At 66.7% G+C, this 21432-nt stretch carries 15 protein-coding genes; 10 read left to right on the top strand and 5 right to left on the bottom strand.

All coding sequences use genetic code 11. The features are described from left to right. Positions 1 to 15: 15 nt before the first annotated feature. Both OH491_RS07965 and pelA read right to left on the bottom strand, forming a co-directional pair. Entirely contained in the window at positions 16 to 1149 is a 1134-nt protein-coding gene (locus tag OH491_RS07965) for an MGDG synthase family glycosyltransferase (RefSeq protein ID WP_068772266.1), read from the bottom strand. Between the two features lie 226 nt (positions 1150 to 1375). Next, the gene (gene pelA, locus OH491_RS07960) at positions 1376 to 2569 is read right to left on the bottom strand and encodes a pectate lyase (protein ID WP_084442546.1); all 1194 of its coding nucleotides are present in this window, start codon (positions 2567 to 2569) and stop codon (positions 1376 to 1378) included. 121 nt (positions 2570 to 2690) lie between these two features. Between pelA and OH491_RS07955 the strand changes: the two genes are divergently transcribed. From OH491_RS07955 to rny, 3 genes are all read left to right on the top strand, one after another. Further along, on the top strand, positions 2691 to 3884 hold the full coding sequence (locus OH491_RS07955; RefSeq protein WP_342750964.1) for an MFS transporter: 1194 nt from the start codon (positions 2691 to 2693) through the stop codon (positions 3882 to 3884). A gap of 196 nt (positions 3885 to 4080) precedes the next feature. Then, positions 4081 to 5766 carry an exosortase/archaeosortase family protein gene (locus tag OH491_RS07950; protein ID WP_068772267.1) on the top strand — a complete coding sequence of 562 codons (1686 nt, stop codon included), beginning with the start codon at positions 4081 to 4083 and terminating at the stop codon, positions 5764 to 5766. A 100-nt stretch (positions 5767 to 5866) separates the two neighbouring features. Further along, positions 5867 to 7453 carry a ribonuclease Y gene (gene rny / locus OH491_RS07945; RefSeq protein ID WP_334319601.1) on the top strand — a complete coding sequence of 529 codons (1587 nt, stop codon included), beginning with the start codon at positions 5867 to 5869 and terminating at the stop codon, positions 7451 to 7453. 64 nt (positions 7454 to 7517) lie between these two features. Here the strand turns inward: rny and OH491_RS07940 are convergent, their stop codons facing one another. After that, positions 7518 to 7997, bottom strand: a complete 480-nt coding sequence (locus OH491_RS07940) for a hypothetical protein (protein ID WP_068772268.1) — start codon at positions 7995 to 7997, stop codon at positions 7518 to 7520. 128 nt (positions 7998 to 8125) lie between these two features. Here OH491_RS07940 and OH491_RS07935 point away from each other — a divergent pair, with 128 nt between their 5' ends. The 6 genes from OH491_RS07935 to OH491_RS07910 all read left to right on the top strand — a co-directional run bounded on the left by OH491_RS07935 (position 8126) and on the right by OH491_RS07910 (position 17193). Next, entirely contained in the window at positions 8126 to 8935 is an 810-nt protein-coding gene (locus OH491_RS07935; protein WP_068772269.1) for a ribonuclease HII, read from the top strand. A 103-nt stretch (positions 8936 to 9038) separates the two neighbouring features. Further along, positions 9039 to 10235, top strand: coding sequence for a two-component system sensor histidine kinase NtrB (locus tag OH491_RS07930; RefSeq protein WP_068772270.1), 1197 nt, complete (start codon positions 9039 to 9041; stop codon positions 10233 to 10235). Between the two features lie 197 nt (positions 10236 to 10432). Beyond that, entirely contained in the window at positions 10433 to 11800 is a 1368-nt protein-coding gene (gene thrC / locus OH491_RS07925) for a threonine synthase (protein WP_068772271.1), read from the top strand. 101 nt (positions 11801 to 11901) lie between these two features. Next, complete coding sequence (locus OH491_RS07920; RefSeq protein ID WP_334319602.1) at positions 11902 to 13839, top strand: O-antigen ligase family protein; 1938 nt, start codon at positions 11902 to 11904, stop codon at positions 13837 to 13839. A gap of 68 nt (positions 13840 to 13907) precedes the next feature. Beyond that, entirely contained in the window at positions 13908 to 14876 is a 969-nt protein-coding gene (locus OH491_RS07915; RefSeq protein WP_334319603.1) for a FecR family protein, read from the top strand. Between the two features lie 79 nt (positions 14877 to 14955). Then, on the top strand, positions 14956 to 17193 hold the full coding sequence (locus OH491_RS07910) for an adenylate/guanylate cyclase domain-containing protein (protein WP_334319604.1): 2238 nt from the start codon (positions 14956 to 14958) through the stop codon (positions 17191 to 17193). A 13-nt stretch (positions 17194 to 17206) separates the two neighbouring features. On the opposite strand, the gene OH491_RS07905 is transcribed toward OH491_RS07910, so the two are convergent. Together OH491_RS07905 and OH491_RS07900 are read right to left on the bottom strand one after the other, a co-directional pair. Then, on the bottom strand, positions 17207 to 18421 hold the full coding sequence (locus tag OH491_RS07905) for an AMP-binding protein (RefSeq protein WP_342750963.1): 1215 nt from the start codon (positions 18419 to 18421) through the stop codon (positions 17207 to 17209). Continuing rightward, the gene (locus OH491_RS07900) at positions 18403 to 19569 is read right to left on the bottom strand and encodes an o-succinylbenzoate synthase (RefSeq protein ID WP_334319605.1); all 1167 of its coding nucleotides are present in this window, start codon (positions 19567 to 19569) and stop codon (positions 18403 to 18405) included. Before OH491_RS07900 ends, OH491_RS07905 begins: the two co-directional genes overlap by 19 nt. A 210-nt stretch (positions 19570 to 19779) precedes the next feature. Here OH491_RS07900 and guaB point away from each other — a divergent pair, with 210 nt between their 5' ends. Continuing rightward, entirely contained in the window at positions 19780 to 21357 is a 1578-nt protein-coding gene (gene guaB, locus OH491_RS07895; protein WP_084442549.1) for an IMP dehydrogenase, read from the top strand. The last annotated feature ends 75 nt before the right edge of the window (positions 21358 to 21432 follow it).

Raw genomic sequence — 21432 nt, 5'->3', positions numbered from 1 at the left:
TTGTTTCGCGGCGGCTCAGGATGCGCCGCCAAGCACGATGTGGAGCACGTCACGGCCGGCCTGGGGGCGGCCCAGGGATTTGGCGCGGGCGCGCATGGCGGCGAGGGTTTTCGGCGAGGCGAGGAGCCTGTCCAGGCGGTATTCCATGCCGGTTTCGTCGATGGCCTTTGCCGCGGCGCCTTCCTCAAGCAGGTAGTCGGCGTTGTGCTCCTCCTGGCCGGGGATCGGGGAGTGGACAATCATCGGCAGGCCGAGCGCGAGGCATTCGGACGTGGTGAGGCCGCCGGGCTTGGTGATGACCACGTCGGCGCAGGCCATGAGGCGCTCGACCTGGCCGGTGAAGCCTTGCGGGAAAAGGCGCCCGGGATGCCTGGCGGCGAGGCGCTGGAGCGCGGCGAGCGCCTTTTGGTTTTTGCCCGCGAGCACGATGAGCTGGAAATCGCGCGGGAGAGCGAGCAGGCACGCGGCCACCTCGTCGAGCCTGCCGACGCCGGCGCCGCCGCCCATGAGGAGCACGGTAGTGCGGTCGGGCGCGAGGCCGGCCTCGGCCGCGCAGGCCGCGCGCGGGAGTTTTTGCGAGAACGCGGGCATGATGGGAATGCCGGTCACGTGGACGCGCGCGGGGTCGATGCCGTGGGATTGCAGGCGGAATTTCACCTCGTCGTTGGCCGCGAAGTAGCCGGTCACATGCGGCTGGACCCACATGCGGTGCAGGTCGAAATCGGTGACGAGCACCCAGAGCGGGAGATTGAGTTTGCCGCGCCTGGTTTTGCCGGCGAGCAGTTCGGCGGGGAGAAAATGCGTGCTGACGATGGCGTCGGGCGCGAAGTCGGCGATGGCCCTGGTGAGCGCGCGCGTGCCGAGGCGTTCGACGGCGCGACGGAGTTTTTGCGAGATGGCGTCGGGCGAGGTTTTGTCGGCGGCGCGGTAGAGCAGGCCCCACATGGTGGGGAGGTGCTGGATGACCTTCAGGTAGCCGCTGACATACATCCTGCGGAAGCTGGAGGGGACGTAGTCCATGACATCGAGGTGGCGCGACTCGATGCGCCCGCCGAACGCGGCCGCGCCCCAGGCGTGAAGCGCCTCGGCGGCGCGGACGTGTCCGGCCCCGGCCGATACGCTGAGGAAAAGGAGTTTTTTGGGAATCATGGCTTCTGATGATCGCTTGGCGAGCGGGCCCCGTGATCAAGGAAAAAAAGAGGACTCACCGGCATGGGCGCGCGGTGGTCAAGGGGAACATGGGCGTCAGGGCGGGGAGGTGCAATGCGGGGAATTTTGTTTGCGGCGCTCGCATCGGAAAAGAAAAACCACGCGGAGGCCGGCCGTCAAAGGCGGAGAACAACACGCCCCCGCCGGTTGGGAGCCCTTTGTTTTTTCAAGGATGGGCTTTCAGCCATGCGGGATAATCTTGCCCAAGAACTTCCGCAGGCCAGTACCCATGCCAATTGTAGCCGGTCCTGCGGTCGCGATCGACTTCGGCAAACGTATAGACTTTCACGCCGTCGACGCCGCAGAAGAACGGACGGTTGGTTTCCATTTCATACATGCGCGCCCACAGCGGCGGCGCGGAAGGATCGTCCACGATGCGCTTGTCCTGGTCGGTCTTGTGCCAGGGAAACACGGCGGGCGTGGAAGTGGAGGTTTCGACACGCCGGCCGGCGATTTTGACCGCGTCGAGCCAGGCCGCGGCCGACTTGACGGCATGGATGATCCCGGGCGAAGGCTTTTCGATTTTCATGAGAAAACGGACAATCCCGGCCGTATCCTCGGAGCAAATACAGGGCGGCTCGAAGCTGCGCGCGTGGTCGGGCCGCAGGGTTTGCGGGTTGTGCTGCTGTCCCCAGCCGGTGAGCTTTCCATCGGCGGTGCGATACTGGCAGGCGAGAACGCAGGCAATCCCGCGCGCGACGGCATCGCGGCATTTTTCCCGGCGCGCGGTGTCGAGCCATGCGAAGCCGTTGGCGCCGTTGGCGGCGTCGCGCAGGACCGTGAGATTGCCGGCCATCACACGGTCGTTGAAAGTGATGAACGCGGCAAAACCCTCCGGGGCGGGCCACGATTGCGGCCAGCCGCCGTTGGGCATCTGCGCGGACAGAATGAAATCGATTCCGCGTTCGACGGCAGCCCGGTAGCCGGGCTCGCAGAGCAGAGTGCTGGCCTTGGCCAGATAGGCGACGTGTGCGTGGGTGGTTTCGTTGTCAAAGGTCGTGTCGCGGGCGTCGCGCGTTGCGCGCACGGACGCCTTCTCCTCCTCGGTGAGGACGGCGCGCATGTCGTAGTTTTTGGGCCAGCCGCCGTTGCTGCGTTGGAAAAGCAGGATGTTGGCGGCAATTTCGCGGATGCTGGCGGGCGGATAAACCGGGCAGTCCGGGCGCGGCTGGATGACAGCATGCGGATTCGTGATGTGCCGCCAGTGGCCGGCGCTGTCACCGAACGCATCAACGCTGATTTCCGGATGCGGGGCCGCGTTTTCCTGGATGGAGTCATTCGAGCCGCCCGGCAGGGCGGGCAGGACGGCGGGCGCCGCAATGAAGGCCGCGACCGCCATGAGGAGTCTTTTGAGGAGCATGATCCCATGACTGGAAACACAAGGCGCGCCAGTGCAATGCCCGGCTTCTGCAAGGCGTTGCACCCGATCAGGCCGTGGAGCAACGATTGCTTTTTGGCCAACGCGCTGGTCGAGTGGGCGGATGTCCGCGTCGCTTCATGTCTCCGTCGTCCGTCCGAAATTGCTCACCGCGCTCAGCTATGGCGCGATGATGAGCCTCGCCATCGGGCTGAATCTGCTGCCGGTGTTTCTCACGACGTTGAGCGCGCGGTTCGGCGGCGAGGCGGGACTGTCCAACGAGCAACTCGGGCGGCTGGGCGCGTCGGGATTCGCGGGGCTGGTCATCGGGATTTTGATCACGGGGCCGCTGGCGGACCGCCGGGGGGCGAAGCTGTTTGCCGTGGGCGGAAACGTGGTCATGGCGGCGAGCCTGGTCGGGCTGGCGTGGTGCCCGACCTATGGCGGGATGTGCGCGCTGCTGTTCTGGCTCGGGCTGGGCGCGGGCATGCTCGACATGGTGCTGAGCCCGGTGGTGGCGGCGTTGAATCCGGAGCGGCGCACGCGGGCGCTCAACTGGCTGCATTCGTTTTATTGCGTGGGCGCGGTGGTGACGATCGGCCTGGGCACGCTGGTGCTGGGCGCGGGCGGCGGGTGGCGCGCGGCGTGCCTGCTGCTGGTCGCGCTGCCGGCGGGACTGGCGGTGGCGATGGCGGCGCTCAAGTTCCCCGCGTTGTCGGCGGACGGGAAACGCACGCGGATGCGCGTGCTGGCGCGCGAGGTGTGGTTCGTGGCGGCGATGGCGGCGATTTTTCTCGGCGGGGCGACGGAGGCGGGCCTGGCGCAGTGGCTGCCGGCCTACGCGGAAAAGTCGCTCGGTTATCCGGTGTGGATGGGGGGCATGGCGTTGCTGGTGTTCTCGGTGGCAATGGCGCTGGGGCGCATGGCGGTGGGAGCGGCGGGCGGGCGGATGAGTCCGTTTGCGATGATGGCGTGGGGTTGCGGCGCGACGGTGGTGTTGTTCGTCGCGGGGTCGTTTTTCCCGATGCGCGCGGTGGCGCTGGGCGCGTGCGTGCTGGCGGGTTTCACGGGGAGCTGCCTGTGGCCGACGCTGCTGGCGGTGACGGCGGATCGCTACCCGAACGGCGGCGCGAGCATGTTTGGCGCGCTGGCGGCGCTGGGCAACGCCGGCGGGATTTTCATGCCGTGGCTGGTGGGCTGGGTGGCGGATTTGCTCGACCTGCACTGGGGCCTGGTGGTGGCCGCCGCCGCGCCGGCGTTGATGCTGCCGCTGGTGTTGTGGATGCGGCGGACAAACGGCGTGAACGCGGCGGGGTAGGGCGGTTCGGATGTTTCTCTTTATTCTTTCCTCTTTATCTTTCTTCTTTCGTCAGGAAGAGAGCCGCAGGGCGTGGAAACGGAAGAGAAAGAAGAAAGATAAAGAGGAAAGAATAAAGAGAACGGGACGCCCGCGGCTTGGGGTTTGTTTTGTGACCGGAAACGTGTAGGCTGCGGGCTTTATCGTGGGCGTTGCATTGAAAAAATCCCGTTGGTCGCCGTGGCAGGCCGCGTTGCTTTGCGCCGCGGCGGGGTGGGGCGTGTTTCAATTTTTCGGCAACGCGACGCGCGGCTACATCGACACGCGCTCGGTCTTTTGGTGGTGGGGCTGGCAGTGGTTCAACCCGGCCTCGGAGGCGCAGCACGGGCCGATTGTGCTCGCGGTTTCGGCATGGCTGCTCTGGCGAAATTTGCGCAACGAAGGCAACCGCGGCGCGGGCGCGGCGGGCGGAGACAGCGCGTGCACGGGCCGCGCGGCGGCGGCGTTGCTGGGAGGGCTGGCGTTGCATTTGTGCGGCTACGCGATGCAGCAGACGCGCGTGTCGATTGTCGCGCTGCTGGTGTTCGCGTGGGGCGCGCTGGCGCTCGGCGGCGGGCGGCGCTGGGCGCGCGCGGCGGTGTTTCCGCTGGGTTTCCTGGCGCTGGCGATCCCGGCGGGGTTTCTGGACACGCTGGGTTTCTGGCTGCGGCTGGGCGTGATCGACACGGTTTGCGGCGCGGCGCGCGCGTGCGGCGTGCGCGTGGTGCAAAGCGGCACGCAGCTCTTCTCCCCGGACGGACATTATCAATACGACGTGGCGGCGGCGTGCTCGGGCGTGCGCTCGTTCATGGCGCTGCTGGCGATGGCGCTGCTGGCGGGCTACCTGAATTTCCGCTCGTGGCGGCGGCGCGTGCTGCTCGTCGCGCTGGCGGTGCCGTTTGTCTTTGCGGGCAATGTCGTGCGCATCGGCGCGATCGTTCTTGTCGGCGAGCGGTTCGGGCACGCGGCGGGCGGGCGAGTGCACGCATGGTCGGGCTGGCTGGTGTTCGCGGTGGTGCTCGGGCTGCTGCTCGCGGTGATCGCGGCGCTGCGGCGCTGGCGCGGGGAAGGGGCGGCGGCTGGTCCGGGAAAAGGCGGCGGGGAAGACGCGGACCCCGGCATCCCGGCCGCCCGGATGAGCGCGCCGCGCGCGGCCGGCGTCACGGCCGCCGCCGTGGTGGCGGCATCGCTTGCGGTGGTCTGGCTGACCGCGCGGTTCGACGCGGTCTCGACGCGCGCGGCCGGCGTGCGGCTGGCCCCGGATGGCGTGAACCCGGCAGAGCTGCCCGTGTTTCTCGGCGAGCCGGTGGCGTGGGCCGGGCGTCCGGCGGAGGTGAGCGCGGTGGAGCGGGAAACCCTTCCGCCCGACACCGGGTATTCGAGAAAGCACTACTCGCGCATGGCGCGCCCGGCGGAACAGGTGTTTTTTTCCATCGTGCTGAGCGGGCGGGACCGCACCTCGATTCACCGGCCCGAGATTTGTCTCGTCGGGCAGGGCTGGACGATCACGGACCGGCGCGGCGCGGAAATCCGGCTGCCGGACGGCGGCGCGCTGCCATGCACCCTGCTGACCGTTACCCGCGAATTCACCCGCGCGGATGGCCGGCGCGAGACGGCGACGGCGCTGTTTGCGTATTGGTTTTCGGGAGACGGCGTCACCGAATCCACGCATATGGGCATGATTTTACGCGGAATGCGTGACCGGCTGTTGCGGCTGCGCGCGGATCGATGGGCCTATGTGACGGTGCAGACCTGGGCTCCCGATGGGGAAGCCGCTGCATGGAAACGCCTTGAGGAAGTGGCGGCGCTGGCCTGGCCGCAGTCCCGGGCATCTGAGGCGGGAGGCGAATCGCCCCGCCCATGAAGTTTGGGCGCGTGCGGCCGATTCATCAAAGACGCGCAAAAGCCGTGCTGCGTTCAAGAAAGAATTGAATTTTGCCGCTCGAGTCCTAGCTTCGCCCGCCTTGAACCTAGCCAGCGTCACAGCCGACTTTGCGTTTATCGTGGCCCAGGGCGAAATGGAACCGATCTGGTTTTTCGCCGTGGCGGCCATCGTCGGCGTCCTTCTGGGCATGACGATCTCATGGCTGGTCACGCGATACTTGCGCCGGGCGGTGGCGCAGCAGGCGGAACAATTGCTGGAGGTGGCGAAACGGGAAGCGGCGGTGGCGGCGAACGAAATCCGCCAGAAGGCGGAGGAGGAAATCAAGGACAAGCGGGCGGACCTGAACCGGGAATTTGACCGGCGCGAAATCGAGACCGACATCAAGCTGCGCGAAATCCGCGCGCACGAGGAGTCGCTCGCGCTGCTCGATTATCAGCTCGAGCAAAAGCAGGACCGCCTCGCCCGCGAGACCGCCGCCATGCAGCAGGCGCGCGACTCCATCCGCGATCTCTCGAAGACCATGCGCCAGCGCATCGAAGGCGTGTCGCAGATGAATCCCGACGAAATCAAGCAGACGTTGCGCGACGAGGTGATGCTGGAGTGCCAGGACGAACTGCGCGCCTTGAAGCGCGAGATGCTGGAGCGCTCGGAGCAGGACTTGCAGACGCAGGCGCGCCGCGTGCTCATCGCCACGATGCAGCGCCTGGCCTCGAAGCCCAACGCCGACATCACCGCCACCATCGTGCAGTTGCCCAACGAGGAAATGAAGGGGCGCATCATCGGCCGCGAGGGGCGCAACATCAAGGCGTTCGAGGCCTCCACCGGCGTGACGCTCCTCATCGACGAGACGCCGCAGATGGTGTTGATCTCATCCTTCGACCCGGTGCGCCGCGAGATCGCCCGCATCGCGCTCGAAAGCCTCGTGAAGGACGGGCGCATCCATCCCGCGAGCATCGAGGAGGCCGTCGCCCGCGCGGGCGAGGAAGTGGACCTGAACGTGCAGCAGGCCGGCGAGGACGCCGTGCAGCGCCTCGGCATCAACGGCCTGCATCCGGACATCATCGAGCTGCTGGGCAAGCTGAAATACCGCTTCTCCTACACGCAAAACGTCCTCGATCATTCCATCGAGGTCGGCTTCCTCTGCTCGATGATCGCGAGCGAGCTCGGGCTCGACCCCAACCTCGCGAAACGCGCCGGCCTCCTGCACGACATCGGCAAGGCCGTCGATGGCGAATACGAGGGCAGCCATGCGAGCATCGGCGCGGATTTCGTGAAGCGCCACGGCGAGACGCCGATCGTGGTCAACGCCATCGCCGCGCACCACGAGGAGGTGAAGCCGGAGACGCTTTACGCGGGGCTGGTGATCCTGGCCGACACGATTTCCGCCATCCGCCCCGGCGCGCGCGCCGAGGCGATGACGAGTTACATCCAGCGTCTCGACCGCCTCGAAAAGCTCGCCGGCGAACTCGAGGGCGTGCAGCAGGCCTACGCCATCCAGGCCGGCCGCGAGATCCGCGTGGTGGTTTCGCCGCAGCACGTCACCGACGAGCAGGCGCGCGAGCTGGCCAAGGCGCTGCGCCGGCGCATCGAGGAGGAGCTGCAATACCCGAGCACCATCAAAATCACCGTGATCCGCGAATCGCGTTTCACGGAGGTGGCGGTGTAGGCGGCGGGAAATATGCTCCAGGCGGCGGAAAACAGGAGCGCGGGCATTCCTGCCCGCGCCTTTTTCAGCGCCTGGCCATTTCCTCCTCGGCCAGCTTCAGGATGTGCCTCGTGAATTCCTCGTCCTCGCCCTCGAGCAGCACCGGGAGCACATCGCGAAAGTCGGCGCGGCGCGCCCATTCGCGCATGTAATCCTCCCACGCTTTCCAGCGGCGGAGCGCCTTGCCGGCGAGATTGTCCTCGTAAACGAGCAGATAGGCGCGCTCGAAAAGCGAGATCAGGATGCCGAAGATCGCCAGCCGCCGCTCCTTTTGCTCCTCGCTGAACTCCGCCTTCGCGCCCTCGCGTCGCAGCAGTTGGAGATCGGAGTTGTCGAGCACCAGCTTGAGAAATTCGCGATATTCGTCGGAGAGCCGCTGGAAAATTTCCTCCTCCTCGTTTTGCCGCCCCTTGTTTTGCTCCATGATGAAGACAATGATGGCAAACGGCAGGCCGATCACCGTGACGACGTAGCTCAGGAATTCGAACAGCTCGATTGTGTTCATGGCGCGATGGATTCTCCGGCGCAGCATGCGCATCGGGAGGACGAAGGCAATCCGCGCCTGCCCGGGCGGGGCAACGATCACGCATCCGCAGGCTTGCGCGACGGGGCGCGGGCTTTACAACCGACAGGATGAAGCGCCGTCAATTGCGCGGGTTCGACCTCCGCCAGATCAACGGATTCGCCCGCCTTATCGGTGTCGACGAGGCGGGGCGCGGCGCATTGGCCGGGCCGGTGGTCGCGGCGGCGGTGCTGGTCGAGCGCGGGTTTCTCGAAGGCCATTGGGCGCGCAAAAACGGCGGGCGGGTGAACGATTCCAAGCAGCTCGACGCCGGCGAACGCGAGACGCTCATGGCTGAATTCGAGCAACTGGCGCTCCAGGGCAAAATCCACGCCAGCCCCGGCGTCGCGTCGGCCGCGGAGATCGAGCAGCTCAACATCCTCGGCGCGACCAAGCTCGCCATGCGCCGCGCGCTCGAGGCGATTTATCCCCCGTCGATGTTTTCGCAGGAGCGCGAGCCGGACCTGTTCTTCCCGCCCGCTGATTGCGGCGCCGCGCAACCGGGCCGCCTCCGGACGGAGGACGCGGGCTGCCGCATCATCGTGGACGGACTGCCGCTCAAGCCATTCCCGTATCCGCACACCGGCATCGTGAAGGGCGACGCCCGCTCGCTCTGCATCGCGATGGCCTCGATCATCGCGAAAGTGACGCGCGACCGGCTGATGGGCAAACTCGATGCCTGCCACCCCGGTTACGGTTTCGCGCGGCACAAAGGCTACGGGACCGAGGAGCACCGCGAGGCGGTGCTGCGTCTCGGGCGCTGCGTGGAGCACCGCGACGTGTTTCTGCGGAAGCTGCTCGCCTCCCGCGTCGATCCCGCGCAGACGGTGCTGTTTGAAGAAGTGGCAGGAGACAAGTATCAAGTGACAAGTATCAAGTGACAAGAAGCAGACCGACGGCGCGCGCGGCGCGCCTTCTGCATTTCCGCCCTTTGCCCCTTGCCTCTTGCTACTTGTTACTTGTCACTTGTTACTTTCTTCCAACATGTCCGGAAAAAAACACACCTCGCTGGACCGCGTGCTCGGGCGGCTGGACTCGCTCGACACGGTCAACCTCTCCAATCTCGTGCAACGGCTTGCGCGCGAGCGGGCGCTGTTCGAGGGCATCTTCGAGACGTTGCAGGAAGGCGTGCTCGTCATCGGCGCGGACGGGCTGGTCGAGTATGCCAACCAGTCCGCGCAGCGTCTCATCGGGCTGCGCGGCGACGCGCTCGGCAAGGCCACGCTCTGGCGGCTCGTGCCGGGCCTGCGCGCATCGCTCGAAGGGGCCTTCGCCGGCGACGAGGGTGAGACGGTGATGGACGAAAAAACGCCGCCGACGGTGGTGACGCGCGAGTTTGAACTCACCTATCCCGAACTGCGCCTCGTGCGGCTCTACATGGTGCCGTTCCACGGGGAAGGGCGCGCCGCCGCGCGGCGTTTCGCAGTCATCCTGAGCGACATCACGCGCGACCGCGAGACCACCGAGGCGCGCATCGAGGACGAACGCACCTCGTCGGTGCTGCTGCTCGCCGCCGGCGTGGCGCACGAACTCGGCAATCCCCTCAACTCCCTCACCATCCACCTCCAGCTCATCGAGCGCCGCCTGAAGAAGCTGAAGGCCGCGAAGGACACCGACGCGCTCGCCGACTCCATCCGGGTCTGCCAGGAGGAAGTCGTGCGGCTCGACGGCATCATCACGAATTTCCTCGATGCCATCCGCCCGCGCCCGCCCGACCTCGCCGAGACACGCCTGGAGGAGGTGCTCGCCGAGGTGCTGCAATTCCACCAGCGCGAACTGGAGAACCGCGACATCGCCGTCGAGGCCGAGCTCACGACCGCGCTGCCCGCCGTGATGGCAGACCGCAACCAGGTGAAACAGGTGTTCTTCAACATCATCAAAAACGCGATGGAGGCGATGCAGCCCGGCGGAGTGCTCCGCATCAAGACGCGCACCGACGACGAGGGCGTGTATTTGATTTTCGGTGACACCGGCAGCGGCATCCGCCAGGGCGACCTGGTGAAACTCTTCCAGCCGTATCACACCACGAAAGCCGGCGGCAACGGCCTCGGCCTGATGGTGGTGCAGCGCATCATGCGCGATCACGGCGGCCAGATCGGCATCGAAAGCACCGAGGGCGTCGGCACCACCGTGACGCTGCAATTCCCCAGAAAAGACCGCCGCGTGCGGATGCTGAAGTAGGGGAGATTGAGAACTGCTCTCCCTCGGGCGGCCCGCGGGATTGTGTGGCATGGGCGTCCCGCCCATGTTTTCCGGGGGGTGGCACCGCGAAGCACGGGCGGGACGCCCGTGCCACGCAACCCGCCGGGCCACGCAACATCAGTTTTTAAATTTCCTTCACCCTTGGCGGTTCGCCCGCTAGATGCTTTTGTTTTCCCATGCGTTTCATCTCCACCCGCGGGCAGACCGCGCCCCACTCGTTTTCGGATGCCGTCGCCGTCGGCCTCGCGCCGGACGGCGGGTTGTTCGTGCCCGAGACGCTTCCCGCGTTTGATGCCGGGGCGCTCGCGCGGTTCGAGGCGCTGAAAAACGACTACGCCGGGCTTTGTTTCGAGTTCCTGCGGCATTTCGCGACCGACATTCCCGCCGACACGCTGCGCGCCATCATACAAAAGTCCTACACGCGTTTCGACGCGCCCGACATCGCGCCGCTGCGCAAACTCGACGACCGCCTGCACGTGCTCGAATTGTTCCACGGCCCCACGCTCGCGTTCAAGGACTTCGCGCTCCAGCTTCTCGGCAACCTCTACGAGCACCAGTGCGCCGTGCGCGGCGAGTCCATCAATGTCCTCGGGGCGACCTCCGGCGACACCGGCTCGGCCGCCATCCACGGCTTGCTCGGCAAGCCCGGCACCGCGATTTTCATCCTTTACCCGGACGGGCGCACCTCGCCGTTGCAGGAGCGCCAGATGGCGTGCACCGGCGCGGAAAATGTCTTCGCGCTCGCCATCGACGGCACCTTCGACGACGCGCAGGCGGCGCTGAAGGACGTGTTTGGCGACCAGTCGTTCCGCGCGCGCCACCACCTGTCCGCGGTCAACTCCATCAACCTCGCGCGCATCCTCGCGCAATGCGTTTATTATTTGTCCGCATGGCTGCGCCTGCCGCCGGACGCGCGCGCCGGGGCGGAGTTTGTCGTGCCGACGGGCAATTTCGGCAACGTGCTCGCGGGCTGGATGCTCCAGAAAATGGGCGTGCCGCTGCGCGGTTTCAAGGTCGCCACCAACCAGAACGACATCCTGCACCGCCTCTTCACGACCGGCGAATACCGCGTGACCGGCGTGCGCCCGAGCCTCGCGCCGTCGATGGACATCCAGGTGTCGAGCAACTTCGAGCGCTTCCTCTACTACAGCCTCGGCCGCGACGCCGCCCGCGTGCGCGAGGTCATGCGGACCTTCAAGGCCGCCGGCCGCTACGTGTTCGAGAACTTCAACCGCGACACGTTCAGCGCCTCGCGCTGCGACGACGCCGAGATCCCCGGCATCATCAGGCGCGTGTATGAGAAATACGGATACATCGTCGATCCGCACACGGCCTGCGCCCTCAAGGACCCGGACCCGGGCCGCCCGAGCGTGGTGCTGGCGACGGCGAGCCCGGCGAAGTTTCCCGACACGATTCGCGAGGCGGTCGGCGTGGAGCCCCGGCATCCGTCGCTGGAGGCGCTCAAGGCCCGTCCGTTGGACAAACACAAAATCGAGGCCACCCCCGACGCGATCAAGGCGTTTATCGCGGCGCGGGCCGCCTGAGACTTTTTGATTTTAGATCGGGTGCTTCCATGCCGGATTCCAAACAGAGCGGCTCCTCCGCCAATCGGAAATCGAGAGTCAAAAATTTCTTAATTTTTCCTATGAAGTTATCTCCCGTCATCACCTCCCGCGTGCTTTCCGCCGGCGAATGGGCGCTGGCGGTGTTGCTGGCGGGCAATCTGGCGTGGACCTCGCTGCACCTCGGCGGCGTGCGGGCCGAGACGATGGCGGCGAGCTGGCTGCTCACGGGCGCGGCGCTGGCGCTGCATTTGTTGCTCGCGGCGTTTTCCGGCGAACGTCCGCGCCGGAGCGGGGTGGGCGTTCTGCTCGCGGCGTTTCTGGTTTGCGCGGCGGCGAATGTCCGCTTTGTCACGCCGGTGCGCTGGCTGGGCGTGCGCGACTGGCTGGCCTGGGCGCAGATGATCGCGGTCTTCTGGATGGCGTGGCGGGGGTTGCGGCGCGAGGGGCCGCGCGGGCTGCTGCTCGGCGTCGCGGTCATGCTCGGGCTGGCGGCGGTGGTGCTTTGCGCGTATCAGAAGTTCGTCCATCCCGGCTGGCTCATGATGGGGCGCGCGCAGGCGGCGCAATACGTCGGGCGGGCCAGCGGTTTTTTGGGCAATCCCAACAGCATGGCGGCGTTTTTTATGCTGCTCATCCCGCCGATGCTCGCTCTCACCTGGCAGCGCGGCGCGGGCGCGGGCCGGCGGCTGGCCTGCGGCTACGCGGCGGCGGCGATGCTGTTCGGCTGGATGCTGACGCTCAGCCGCGGCGGCTGGCTGGCGCTGGCGGCGGCGTTTGCGGCCTGGCCGTTGTTTGTGCACGGGCGGAAATGGCGCGGCCGGCTCTGGCGGTGCGGCGCGGTGCTGGCCGCGTTCGCGTTCGCCGGCGGCGGGCTCTACGTGGCCTCGCCCGCGGCAAGGGCGCGCGTGGACAAATTCGTGGCGGATCATGGCGAGCGGTCGCGCCCGATCCTGTGGATGGCCTCGCTGCGGCTGGCGGCGACGGCGCCGGTGTTCGGCACAGGGGCGGGGAGTTTTAATGTGTTGTTCGAGCGGGAGCGCCCGGAGGGTTTTCGCGACGAGCCGCAATGGGCGCACAACGATTTTCTCAACACGCTCGGCGATCATGGCGCGGCCGGGTTCCTGCTGTTCTTCGGCGCGGCGGGCGCGGTGACATGGCGGCTGCTGCGCGCGCGACGGGAAGCGGATGGCAATGGGTATTTGTTTTATGGATACGATGATTGGCGGGCGCCGGAAATCACGCGCGCCATCGGCGTCGGTTTGCTGGCGCTGGGGCTGGCCTGCCTGGCGGATTTTCACCTGAAAATCCCGGCGGTCGCGATGCTGGCGGCGGTTCTCGCGGCGGAGGGCTGGCGGCGGGTGGAAGGCGCGGGAACGGGGGATGCGCCGGGCAAAAAAACGGAATCCGTCCGCGTGAACCGTGCGCGGCGCGCGGCCTGCGCGCTCGCCGCCCTCGTGGTCGTGTGGTCGGTGGCGGGCGCGGTGATGCCGCTATACTACGAAGAGGCGGCGCGGCGCGAGGGGAGGGCGCTGATCGATTCGCTGGCGAAGCCGGATATATCGGAGGAGGATCAGCGCGCCATCCTGGCGCGGGCGGAGGGCTTGCTCTTCGGACTCTCGTCCGGACTGCCCGACAATCCGCAGGCGTGCGCGGACATCGCCTACGCCAATGCGCTTTGGTCGAGACTGGAGCCGGACAACGCGCAAGTCTATGGCCGCGAGGCTGAGCTTGCGGCCCGCGCGGCCCTCGCCCAATCCGATGTCGTATATGAATTTTGGATACGCCTCGGAGTCGCGCTCGATGTGCAGGAACGCTGGATCGAGGCCGGCGAAGCGTTCGCTCGCGCGCTGGAGCTGGCGCCGGCCAGCGCCCTCGCATGGTATCATCAGGCCTATCATATGGCGTTGAATCCATCCGCGAATTCTCAGGCCACCACCTCTGTTGAAACATGTTTGCGTCTTGACCCCGGTTATGAAGCCGCCAGAGTCCTGCTCGCGTACTTACGCGCAAACCCTTAGAAATTCATCAACTTGGGCAAAACATGTCCCGTATCTCCTGCACACTAACCTGGATCGCACGGTTATTTTTGATTACCGCAGCCTTGCAATGCGCCGCCGCCGGGCCGGCGCACACCCCGGCGGTCAAAAAGTCCCCGGCTCCGTCTGAAAAAAACGACGGGGCCATCCTTGTCATTCGGGTGACAGGCGTGGCTTATGCGACGGGACCGGGCGGTGCCGCGCGCACGCCGTTGGCCAAGGGCGCCCGCGTGGTCGCCGGGCAAACCATCATCACCGACAAAAACGCAAGCGTGATGCTCGTTCTTTCGAACGGCGCCACCCTGACGATTGCCGGCGGTTCGGAACTGGCGGTCGAAGAGTTCTCGCAGCAGCCCTTTGCCGGCACGTTTCGCGTGACGGAGATTTCACGGGAGCCGACCGCCTCGACCACGCGCCTGCACCTGAAGCGGGGCGAGATCATCTCAGACGTGAAGAAGCTCAACACGGAAGACGGCTCCAGTTTCAGCATCAAGACCCCGGTCGGTGTGGCCGGCATTCGCGGCACGGCGTTCCGGCTGGGATTCCGCGAGGCGCGGGAGGCGCAGCCGCTCGGCCCGAGGCGCTATGGCCATGTCGCGCAGAGCAGCGCGTCGGGCGCCGGCGCGAAAAAGCGGATGATGACGTTCGACCTTGTCATGCTTGAGGGTGAAATCGAAACGCAGGTCGAGGGGCGCGCCGCGCCGACCTCCGTGCCCGGAGAAAAACAACTCCGCATCGACAACATCCATTTTGACAGCGGCACCGGCGGGGTGGACGCGGCCAGCTTCGCGAGCCCGATGGTGCGGAACGCCTCGGCCGCCGATCTGGCCGCGCTCAGGCAGGCGGTGCAGGACATGCTTGCGGCGGCGGCTTCCGCAATCATATCGCATGGCGGGGAAGGGGGGCAGGACCCGGGCGGCGATTCCGCCGCCAGCGCCGGTCCCGGCATGGCGCCGCTGCCGTCGGCGCCCGGGGCGCAGGTGCCGCCGCCGCGTCTTTCGCCGACGGACGGCGAATAGCCGGGAAGCCCGCAAGTTTCCGCTTTCCAAGTGATTCCAGGCTGGCGCGATGCATGCCGCCGGCCTACGTTTCCATTCCGTGCCACGCCCGTCCAAGGCTTTGCTCCTGCGCCTGCTCCTCATTCTGCCGATTCCGGCGCTGTGGTGCATGCTGCACTACACGGGCAGGCTGGCGTTTCTGGAGAATTTCACGGTTGACTGGCGCTTCAAATGGCGCGGTGAGCTGCCGCCTCCGTTGAAGGTGGTGTATGTGGACATCGATTCCAAATCGATCACGGACATCGGCAACCTGCCGTGGGACCGGGCGTATTTCGCCGATGTGTGCGAGGCGGTGCTGGGCGAGGGCAGGGCGCGGGTGGTCGGGATCGACTATATATTTTCCGAGCGCGGCCGGCCCGAGGTGGCGGACATGGAGCGTTTCCAGCGCGGCACGTGGCGGCTGGCGCAGTATCTCTTTCAGCAACCCGAGCCGCCCGTGGTCGTGGCGGCCAGCTATGCCGCGGCGGATGACCGGGACATCAACGGCATGCCCATCGTGCGCCAGTTTCCGCGCGTGCTCGATCCCCCGGAAGCGGAGCCCGAACCGCCGGAGCTGCCCGAGTTTCGCGTGGGCAACCGCATCTATAACGCGCCCAACGTGGGGTTGATCGACACGATGGCCGGCAGCACGCGCGAGGTGCCGATGTTTGCCCAGGTCGGCCCGATGACATGGTGGCACATGTCGCTGGAAATCGCGCGGCTCTACTGGAAGCTGCCGCCCTCGGCCATCCGGCTGGAGGACGGGCGCATCGTCTTGGTCGGCGGAGACGGCGCGAGGCTCGCGGAGATTCCGTTGCGGGACGGGCAGGACCTGGAGGTGAACTGGTTTTCCAAATGGGAATCGCCGCACAACCTGCGCATGAGCTTCACCAACGTGCTGGTGGCGGCGCGGATGTTGAAATCGGAAATACCGGAGGATCGCCAGGCGGCCGCCAGGCTGCTCGGCGTGATGGAGGGCGCGATCGTGCTGATCGGTCCCGTGGACCCCTTGTTGTTCGACACCGCGCCGACCAGTCTGGACGACTATCCGGTGCCGAGGGTGGGCATCCATGGGAATTTGTTGAAGACGATTTTTTCCAAAAAATTCCTGCGGCATCCGGCCCCCGTGTTTTCGTTTCTGATCATCCTCGGGACGACCGCCGTCGTCTGCGCCATGTCGCTGGCCGGCGGGGCGCGCGGGGTGATCTGGAAAGGCGTGGCGATGTTGCTGATGGTCGGTTACGTGTGGATTTCCTTCGAGGCGTTTGGCCACGGGCACTGGATACTCCCCGTCATCGCGCCGCTGGGCGCGTCGTTTACCACGTGCTTCGCCGCCATCGTCATGCAACTCGTCGAGGAGGAGGGACAGAAGCGCCGGATCAAGGGAATGTTTGGCACCTATATCTCCCCCGAACTGGTGAACCAGATGGTGGAATCCGGCGAGGAGCCGAAACTCGGCGGATCGGAGGTGCCGATCACCGCGTATTTCAGCGACATTCAAAACTTCACGCAGACGGCGGAATCCCTCTCGCCGGTGGAACTGGTGGAATGGATGAACCAGTATCTTTCCGTCTGCACCGACGCCATCACCCAGAAGGGCGGGGCGCTCGACAAATACATCGGGGACGCCGTGGTGGCGATGTTTGGCGCGCCGGTGGCGCAGGCCGATCACGCCTCCCGGGCCTGCGTGGCCGCCTGCCGCGTGCACCAGCGGCTCGGGGAATTGCGCAAGCAGTGGATGCTGGACTTCGGGGCGCGCTGGGGCGGGGTGTGGCGCATGTGCACCCGCATCGGGCTGAACACCGGCGTCGCCGTCGTGGGCAACATGGGCTCCCGCTCGCGCTTCAATTACACCATGATGGGCGACACGGTGAACCTGGCCTCGCGCCTGGAGGCGGTGTCCCGTATCTATGGCGTGGATACGCTGGTCGCCGGCAGCACGCGCGCCGAGGCCGAGCGCGCCGGCTGCCCGTGCGTGTTTCGCCTGCTCGACACCGTGGTGGTGAAGGGGCGCTCGCAGCCGGTGGACGTCTTCGAGGTGATGGGGCTGGCGGAGGAGCTGCCTCCGATGGCTCTGGAGTGCCGGGGGCTCTTCGGCGAGGGACTGGAGCTTTACCGCCGGCAGGATTGGGACCGGGCCGCGGCGCTTTTCATGCAGGCGAGCCGGCTCGAGTGCACGCAGACGCTGATCGAGGGACAACTCACGCCTTCGCGCCTGTTCATGCAGCGCTGCATGTGGATGAAGGCAAATCCGCCGCCGCCCGACTGGAACGGGATCTTTACCATGGAAACAAAGTAAGCCGCGCGGCCTCTCATTCCGGGGCGGCGGCGAGGGCGCGCAGGCGCGCGCGGCTGACCTTGCCCTGCGCGTTGCGCGGCCAGGGCGTCATCGGGATGAAGCGTGCGGGGCGTTTGTAGCCCGACAATGAATGCATGGCCCGCCCGACCGCCTCCCAGTCGGGCTCGGGGTCTCCTCCGGGATAGCACGCCACCACGCGCTCGCCCCATTCCGCGTCCGGCACGCCCACCACCGCGACATCGGAAAATTCGCCGCTCGACCGCAGCACCGCCTCGACCTCCCCCGGCAGCACTTTTTTGCCGCCCGTGATGATGACCGCGTCGCGGCGTCCCGCGATGTTGAGACCGCCGCGCGCATCGAGGAACGCCAGGTCCTCGGTCATCAGGACGCCGTCAGGCCCGGCCGCGCCGGCGCTTGCCGGCAGGTAGCCGCGAAACACGCTCGGGCCGGCGATGCGCACCCGCCCGACGCGGCCTTCGTATCTTGATTTTGGATACACATCGCCGGTCTCCTCGTCCACCAGTTCCACCCGTGCGTGCGGCAGCGCCGTCCCGCAGCTTCTCGCGCCTTCCGCAAACTCGCCGGGACGCAGCGCCGTCACCATCGCGGCGGTTTCGGTCATGCCGTAGCTGAGCGATATCCGCAGCCCTTCCCGGGCGGCCGCATCCGCAAGCGAAGGCCACACCGGGCCCCCGCCGAGAAAAATCACCTCGAAGCGGCGCAGCCAGTCCGCCGCGCGCCCGCGCCGTGCCGCGTCCGCGTCGCCGAGCAGCCGTTGCAATTGGGTGGGCACCAGCGAGAGCACCCAGCCGTCCGTCGAGGGCGGCTCAGGGCAATCCCCCGCTTCCAGTCGTTTCCATGCCCAGGGCAGATGGATGCCGCCCGTGGCCGCGCAGCGCACCCGCGCCATGAATCCGCTCACGTGATGCGCGGGCAACACATCCACCGCGTTCACCCGCTCCAGCCCGAAATGCCCGCAGAATCCCCGCGCCGCCGCGCCCAGCGTCTCCTCGTCATGCCGCGCAAACCGCACCCGCCCGCTCGTCCCGCCGGTCGAGAGGCACAGCCATCCGCGCTTTGCGGCGATGCCCCCGGCCTCCCGCGCCACTTGCCCAAACTCCGCCCGCTCGGCCGCGCCCCATTCCGGGTCGCACAAAAACACAAAATCCCCCCGCTCCACCGCGCGGCCTGTTTCGAGGGCCAGCCGTCTCAGCTCAGGGCGTTCCATGCCGCCTCCCCGTCCAGAAGCCGGATGTCCCGCGCGCGCACAAACGGCGCGGCTTCCGGTCCGTTGAACCGCGCATCCTCAAACAAAGGCCACACGCCGAAACCGGCGGCGCGGAAAATTTTCGATTTTCGATTCTCGATTCTCGATTGATGGAGCTGCCGCTCCATTTGGGAATCCGGCGCGGCAGCGCCCAATCGAGAATCGAGAATCGAAAATCGAAAATTTTCCGCCTTCCACCGCAACGCCCATTCGAGCGCCGCGCGCGCGCCCACGGCTGTTTCCAGGGCCGATGAAAACACGACTCTTCCGCCGTCTTGCGCGTCGCCTCCCGCCGCCCGCAGCCGTCCGAGCGTGCCGGCCGCGTCGCCGAGCAACGAGGGTTTCAGCACAAACAATCCCGGCCATCCCGCATCCAGCCAGTGGGCCACGTCGCGCGAACTCGCGACCGATTCATCGAGCGCCAGCGGCACCGGAAAATCCCCGGCCAGCCCCAGCAGCAGATCCATCGCATTCGACCGCGCCCTTGCATCGGTTTCGCGGTCCGGGGTCGCCGCCGCGACCGGCTGCTCGATAAATTCCACCATGGGCAAATCCGCGCACCGGCCCAGCCAGCGTTCCGCCGTCCGCCGGTCCCAGGCTCCGTTTGCATCCAGGCGCAGCCGCGCCCCTGCCGGCAGCGCGGCCAGCAAGTCGTCGAGGAGCACCAATTCATCGAGGGCGTCCGCCACGCCGACCTTCCACTTGAACGTGCGAAATCCCGCCTCCGCCCGTTGAGCCGCGACTTCCAGCGCCGCCCGGCCCGCCGGCAGGAGCGCGGCGACCGTCAGGTAGTCGTCAGGCCCAGCATCCACGCCGTCCGCCGCCGCGCATTCCGCCCGGGCCGACGCCAGCGCGAACTTCAGGCATCCCAGCCGTTCCGGGATCGCTTCGATCTGCTCCCGGCTCACCCGCGCGCCCAGCCGCTCGCATGCCGCCGCCGCCTCGTCCGCGGTTTCCGTTCCGAACCACGGAATCGGCGCCGCCTCGCCCAATCCCGTCGAGCCGCGTTCGTTGGACAGCCGCACAATCACGCCCTCGCGCCGCGTCCATGCGCCGTGTGCCGTCCGCACCGGCTGCCGGAAAGGCAGCGAGTAACGGCGAAACGTCATGGAGTAAATCTCGGCGCTCATCCTCCGCATCGTGCCACCGCGCCGCCTTGCCCGTCACCCCAAAAAATCGTTCTCGTTCTCTTGCTCGTTCTTGTTCTCTCTTTTTTCTTCGTGGCGTTTCAAGAACGAGAGAATGAGGAACGAGAACGATTTTTGGAAAAAATGCCCCTTGCTCTTTCCGTGCGAACGGTTAATTCACCCGAGGCAACCATGACCAAGGTTGCTCAAAAATCCTCCTCCGCGCTCGATGCGGAATTTTATCAATCCGCCGACGCATTCTTCCGCGCCAGCCTGCCTGTCGCCCTCACCTTCGACGACGTGTCGCTCGCCACGCTTTACTCGGAAATTCTTCCGCGCGACGCCGACACCGCCACCGCGCTCTCCGACACGCTCCGGCTCCACATCCCCATCATCTCGTCCGACATGGACACCGTGACCGAGTCGCGCATGGCCATCGTCATGGCGCTCAACGGCGGCCTCGGCCTCATCCACTACAACATGCCCCCGCGCGACCAGGTGCGCGAGGTGGCGCGCGTGAAACGCCACATCCACGGCCTCATCCAGGACCCCATCACGACCACGCCGGATGTGCTCGTCGGCGACCTGCTCGCCCGCATCGAGCAGAAGAAATACGCCTTTTCCACCTTCCCCGTCGCCGACGCCGACGGGAAGCTCATCGGCCTCGTCTCCGGCAACGTTCTCAAGGAACGCTATAAGACAAAAAAAATCGCCGAGGTGATGACGCCCCGCGCGCACCTCATCGTCGAAAACAAACGCGCCGTGGCCAAGGACCCGATCAAGGCCGCCGACGCCTTCTTTTCCCTCCACGTGGGCATCAATAAAATGCTCGTCGTGGACAATGACGACCGTCTGCGCGGCCTCGTGACCAGCTCCGACGTCGAGCGCATCACCACCGAGTCAAAGGCCCTGCGCAAACCCGCCCGCGACGACGACTTCCGCCTCGTCGTCGGCGCCGCGCTTTCGCCCGTGCGCAAGCCCGACGGCTCGCTCGACCGCGACAAGATCACCGAGCACGTCGGCGCCCTCGTCGCGGAAAACGTGGACGCCATCGCCGTCTCCACCGCCCACGGCCACACGGCCGGCGTGGGCGAGGTGGTGCGCCTCGTGCGCGACGCGTTTCCGGGGCTCACGATCATCGCCGGTAACGTCACGACCGCCGCCGGCGTGACTTGGCTCGCCGAATGCGGCGCCAGCGCGATCAAGATCGGCCAGGGCCCCGGCTCCATCTGCACCACGCGCATGGTGGCCGGCGTGGGCATCCCGCAGCTCACCGCGCTTTACGTGGCCTCGCGCGCCGCGAAGGACGCGGGCGTGCGCATCATCGCCGACGGCGGCATCACCAAGTCCGGCGACATCGTGAAGGCGCTCACCCTGGCCGACGCGGTCATCCTCGGCGGCCTGCTGGCCGGCTGCCGCGAGGCGCCCGGCGAAATCATGGAGATCAACGGAAAGCTCTATAAACAATATCGCGGCATGGGCAGCATCGCCGCGATGAAGGACGGCAGCGCGGCGCGCTACGGCCACGACAAGAATGACACGACGCGCAAGCTGACCGCGGAAGGCATCGAGGCGCTGAAGGAAGTCTCCGGTTACGCCGCCGACGTGCTCGGCAACCTGCTCGGCGGCGTGCAAAGCGGCATGGGCTACCTCGGCGCGAAGACCCTCCCCGATTTGCGCGCGCGCGCGCGCTACATCCGCGTGAGCCACGCCGGCCAGAAAGAAGCCGCGCCGCACGACGTGATCGAAGTCTCCACGAAAAAGACGTGACGATGGCGGCGGCGCCCGCGTTTTCACCGCGACTTCATGCCCGCTTCATACTGGCTTCACGCACGCGTGGCAGGA

Source organism: Termitidicoccus mucosus (genome assembly GCF_038725785.1).
Taxonomy (GTDB): domain Bacteria; phylum Verrucomicrobiota; class Verrucomicrobiia; order Opitutales; family Opitutaceae; genus Termitidicoccus; species Termitidicoccus mucosus.
This window is presented reverse-complemented; position numbering and strand designations above follow the sequence as displayed.

What these genes read in the sequence shown, in the direction of transcription:
- OH491_RS07940 (WP_068772268.1), bottom strand. Translation starts at nt 7,997, where the DNA reads ATGAACACAATCGAGCTGTTCGAATTCCTGAGCTACGTCGTCACGGTG.
- OH491_RS07920 (WP_334319602.1), top strand. Translation starts at nt 11,902, where the DNA reads ATGAAGTTATCTCCCGTCATCACCTCCCGCGTGCTTTCCGCCGGCGAA.
- OH491_RS07955 (WP_342750964.1), top strand. Translation starts at nt 2,691, where the DNA reads ATGTCCGCGTCGCTTCATGTCTCCGTCGTCCGTCCGAAATTGCTCACC.
- OH491_RS07935 (WP_068772269.1), top strand. Translation starts at nt 8,126, where the DNA reads ATGAAGCGCCGTCAATTGCGCGGGTTCGACCTCCGCCAGATCAACGGA.
- thrC (WP_068772271.1), top strand. Translation starts at nt 10,433, where the DNA reads ATGCGTTTCATCTCCACCCGCGGGCAGACCGCGCCCCACTCGTTTTCG.
- OH491_RS07930 (WP_068772270.1), top strand. Translation starts at nt 9,039, where the DNA reads ATGTCCGGAAAAAAACACACCTCGCTGGACCGCGTGCTCGGGCGGCTG.
- OH491_RS07900 (WP_334319605.1), bottom strand. Translation starts at nt 19,569, where the DNA reads ATGACGTTTCGCCGTTACTCGCTGCCTTTCCGGCAGCCGGTGCGGACG.
- pelA (WP_084442546.1), bottom strand. Translation starts at nt 2,569, where the DNA reads ATGCTCCTCAAAAGACTCCTCATGGCGGTCGCGGCCTTCATTGCGGCG.
- OH491_RS07905 (WP_342750963.1), bottom strand. Translation starts at nt 18,421, where the DNA reads ATGGAACGCCCTGAGCTGAGACGGCTGGCCCTCGAAACAGGCCGCGCG.
- OH491_RS07965 (WP_068772266.1), bottom strand. Translation starts at nt 1,149, where the DNA reads ATGATTCCCAAAAAACTCCTTTTCCTCAGCGTATCGGCCGGGGCCGGA.
- guaB (WP_084442549.1), top strand. Translation starts at nt 19,780, where the DNA reads ATGACCAAGGTTGCTCAAAAATCCTCCTCCGCGCTCGATGCGGAATTT.